General features: G+C 41.6%; 4 protein-coding genes and 1 pseudogene. 1 reads left to right on the plus strand and 4 read right to left on the minus strand.

Annotation, left to right across the window (positions count from 1 at the left end; all coding sequences use genetic code 11):
• Positions 1 to 73: 73 nt before the first annotated feature.
• The 4 genes from SD31_RS02365 to lepA all read right to left on the minus strand — a co-directional run bounded on the left by SD31_RS02365 (position 74) and on the right by lepA (position 3,706).
• Positions 74 to 361, minus strand: coding sequence for a hypothetical protein (locus tag SD31_RS02365; RefSeq protein ID WP_039052965.1), 288 nt, complete (start codon positions 359 to 361; stop codon positions 74 to 76).
• 216 nt (positions 362 to 577) lie between these two features.
• Positions 578 to 946 (minus strand): hypothetical protein, encoded by a 369-nt coding sequence (locus SD31_RS02370; RefSeq protein WP_156138152.1) that lies wholly within the window; start codon positions 944 to 946, stop codon positions 578 to 580.
• A gap of 53 nt (positions 947 to 999) precedes the next feature.
• Positions 1,000 to 1,884, minus strand: a complete 885-nt coding sequence (locus SD31_RS02375) for a bifunctional 5,10-methylenetetrahydrofolate dehydrogenase/5,10-methenyltetrahydrofolate cyclohydrolase (protein WP_039052967.1) — start codon at positions 1,882 to 1,884, stop codon at positions 1,000 to 1,002.
• Positions 1,885 to 1,912: 28 nt separating this feature from the next.
• Positions 1,913 to 3,706, minus strand: coding sequence for a translation elongation factor 4 (gene lepA, locus SD31_RS02380; RefSeq protein WP_039052968.1), 1,794 nt, complete (start codon positions 3,704 to 3,706; stop codon positions 1,913 to 1,915).
• A gap of 157 nt (positions 3,707 to 3,863) precedes the next feature.
• On the opposite strand from lepA, the pseudogene SD31_RS02385 reads away from it, so the two are divergent.
• A pseudogene (locus tag SD31_RS02385) lies at positions 3,864 to 4,226 on the plus strand (hypothetical protein); the annotation flags it as partial.

A 4,226-nucleotide genomic window follows, 5' to 3' on the forward strand; every position in this document is an offset into this window, starting at 1 on the left:
AAGAGAAATACAGTAAATTGTATTCTTTCCTACAGGAACTACCCCAATACTGTAAGCCAAGAAAAAGATAGATTTATCCGTTTTCACCAAAGAGCCTAAGCCAACAGCATCTGTCCGTGTTTCCTGAGACTGCCAAGATACGTTGCAACAAATCCAAATCTTGTGTTAGGACTTTAAGCTGTTGTTCATAACGGTTCAGGTCCTGTTGGATCATCTCCCTTCCCGTTTCATATTTATCTCCGGCACTACTTTTATCCTCTTCTACAAGACTATGATTGGCCGTCTGAATAGCCATATTCACTTCTTCAATCTTTTTGTGTACTAGATCAAAGCAGGCCTTTAATATTTCATCTTTGTTCATCACAGTATATAATAATAAAGCGTCTATCGAGGATAGACGCTTCCCTACTTAATATTATCTAAATTATTGTAAAGATTTCTTCAGCTGATTAGCCTTTTCTTTGGCTTTGTCTGCTGCATCTTTTGCTGCATCGCCCACCTTCTGCGCTCCGCTTTCAATTTTATCTACCTGTCTTCTTCTGCCGTATTTTCTTATGGCGTCACTGGTCTTTTTAGCTTAGCATCTTTTGTAGTCGTCCACAGCATCGTTAAACCCTTCTTCCACCTTATCTCCAGCCTCTTTGAGGTTAGCTTTAGTCTTTTCCCATGCCGCTTCAGCGTCGGCTAATGCTTTACGGGCCGCTTCTTCGGCATTTTTATCGCCTTTTTTTATGGCTGCATCCAATTCAGCTTTCGCTTTATTATAATTGTCTTCGGCTTCGTGGTAGGCCTGATGTGCCGCCTCATCCATTTGATCATGCGCATGATCTAAATGTTCTCCTGCAGAAACTTCTCCATCGTTGTTTCTGTCTTTTGATGGATTATTGCTGCATGCCGCAAATGTCAACGTTCCAGCCATTAGGGCTAGATAAGCTAATCTTCTCATAGTAATAAGTTTAAATATAACTTGTAATGAGAAACAATATGTATGCCAAAATATTATTTAGTGTAGATGGTGCCCTTAGCAGCTTCCAAGGTATTTTTCAACAAACCTACGATGGTCATCAGTCCTACACCACCAGGTACCGGCGTTATCCATGACGCTTTTTTGGACACATTTTCGAAATCTACATCGCCATAAAGTTTGTATCCTGATTTTGTAGAAGTAGAGACCTCACGGTTGATGCCCACATCGATAACTATAGCACCCTCCTTCACCATATCTGCTGTGATGAAATTTTTCTTCCCTATAGCTGCAACTACGATGTCGCCTCGCAGAACCTCCTCTTTAAGATTTTGGGTGCGGCTATGTGTCAAGGTTACGGTACAATTGCCAGGATTGCTGTTTCTGGCCAACAAAATACTCATCGGTGACCCTACTATATTGCTACGTCCGACTACCACGGCATGCTTTCCCGCTGTATCAATTCCGTAGTGTTGCAACATCAACATAATGCCATACGGCGTAGCAGGAATAAAGCAAGGTAAGTTGCGCTGCATACGGCCCAAGTTTATCGGATGAAAGCCATCCACATCTTTTCGATAATCAATAGCTTCCGTTACTTTCTCTGGATCAATATGCTTAGGTAGCGGAAGCTGAACTATAAGTCCATCAATCTTGTCATCCTTATTTATCTCTTTGATCTTGGCTATCAGCTCTTCTTCCGTAATATTTTCATCGTAGCGTATGTTCGTAGAGTCAAAACCCACCAACTCGCAGTTGCGCATCTTACTGGCAACATACGTTTCGCTACCTCCATCGTTACCTACCAAAATAGCTACCAAGTGAGGCTTACGCCCTGCCTTTGCAGCAAACTCAGCAGCTTCCTTTTTAATATCTTCCTTAATCTTAGCGGATACTTCTTTACCGTCTAATAATCTCATTACTATTTATTTTAGGTTGATTAATTTACTACGAATCCAATTTCAATACAGCCATAAATGCAGATTGTGGAATTTCAACATTTCCTACCTGTCGCATACGCTTCTTACCTTTTTTCTGTTTTTCTAATAGCTTACGCTTACGCGAAATATCCCCACCATAACATTTTGCCGTAACATCCTTACGTAATGCAGAAATAGTCTCACGGGCAATGATTTTAGCGCCGATAGAAGCCTGAATACGTATTTCAAATTGCTGACGCGGCAACAGTTCTTTCAGCTTCTCACAGATTTTCTTTCCAAACTCGTAAGCATTGCTACGATGTATCAGCGAAGATAGCGCATCTACAGGTTCATCATTCAGACGAATATCCAATTTCACCAAGTCCGAAGGTCTGTATCCTATCTGATGATAGTCGAACGATGCATAACCTCTGGAAATCGACTTCAACTTGTCATAGAAGTCGAAGACGATCTCGCCCATAGGCATTTCGAACACCAATTCCACACGGTCTGCTGTCAGATAAGATTGGCTTACGATAGTTCCACGTTTCTGTATACACAATGACATCACAGACCCTACGAATTCTGCCTTGGTAATGATGTTGGCACGAATATAAGGTTCTTCTATAGAAGCCAGCTTGCTCGGATCCGGCAAATCCGAAGGGTTATGTACTATAACCTCTTCATTGTCTTTTGTCAGATAGGCTTTATAAGACACGTTAGGCACGGTAGTGATCACCGTCATGTTGAACTCACGTTCTAAGCGCTCCTGGATAATCTCCATATGAAGCATACCCAAGAAACCACATCGGAATCCGAAGCCCAAAGCTGCCGAAGATTCAGGCTCGAACACTAAGGAGGCGTCGTTGAGCTGCAGTCTATGCATAGACTCGCGCAACTCTTCGAAATCTTCCGTATCGACAGGATAGATTCCTGCAAACACCATAGGCTTTACCTCTTCGAACCCTTTGATGGCTTCCGGACTAGGTCTGTCCACATGGGTGATAGTATCACCTACCTTTACCTCACGAGCATCTTTAATACCCGAAATGATATATCCTACATCGCCCGTACGAATAACATCTTTAGATACCTGATTCAACTTCAATGTACCCACCTCATCTGCTATATATTCTTTTCCTGTAGCGATAAATTTAACTTTGTCGCCCTTACGGATTTCACCGTTTTCTACCTTAAAATAAGCCATGATACCTCGGAAAGAGTTGTATACCGAGTCAAAAATCAAGGCCTGCAAAGGAGCCTTTGGATCACCTTGTGGTGCGGGGATACGCTCTACGATGGCACGCAAAATTTCAGGAATTCCCATTCCTGTCTTTCCTGAGGCAGGAATAATATCTTCCCGTTTTCCGCCGATAAGGTCGATGATTTGGTCTTTTACTTCTTCTGGCATAGCGCCCGGCAAATCCATTTTGTTGAGAATAGGAATAATCTCCAAATCGTGTTCCAACGCTAAATAAAGATTGGAAATGGTCTGTGCCTGAATACCTTGAGAAGCATCTACTATCAACAAAGCACCTTCACATGCCGCGATAGAACGAGATACCTCGTAAGAAAAGTCAACGTGTCCCGGCGTGTCGATAAGGTTCAACACATAATGCTCACCATCTTGGTAATAATCCATTTGGATAGCATGACTTTTGATCGTAATACCACGTTCACGCTCCAAATCCATATTATCCAACAACTGGTCTTGAGCCTCTCGCTGGGAAATCGTGTTTGTGTACTCTAATAATCTATCCGCCAAGGTACTCTTACCATGGTCGATGTGTGCGATAATACAAAAATTACGTATATGCTTCATACAGGTTCTATGCCTTCAATTAAAGGGCAAATATACTTTTTTTATCATAGATTTTATGCTATATGAAAAGCTATTTTTTAGCTGCAATTTTTAAATAAAACTGGGGATTATTTGCTTCCCTGCCATTTGATTAGTACTTTCACCTTACCAATTGTAAATGAATAAGATTCTTCCTACAGTGGCAAAACCGAAAGTTATGATACGTATAGTTTTCCTTATAGCATCTTTATTTTTCGTTTTACAACAATCTCGAGCCCAAACTATATCTTCCTTCGGAAGTCCCTATATTCAAAATTTTACCAAAGCCCAGTATAAGGCTGGAAATCAAAACTGGAGCATAGCACAGGGACCTGATGGATTCATCTATACGGCCAACAACGAAGGTCTGCTCGTCTACGACGGCTTTTATTGGGAACTTTACCCTTTGAGCAACAAAAAGCATCTACGTAGTGTGGCTACTCGCCCCCAATGGTCATATCTAGTGATCGGGGGAAAAGAAGAATTCGGATATTTCGAACGC

The sequence above is a fragment of the Sphingobacterium sp. T2 genome (assembly GCF_000814685.1).
Taxonomy (GTDB): domain Bacteria; phylum Bacteroidota; class Bacteroidia; order Sphingobacteriales; family Sphingobacteriaceae; genus Sphingobacterium; species Sphingobacterium thermophilum.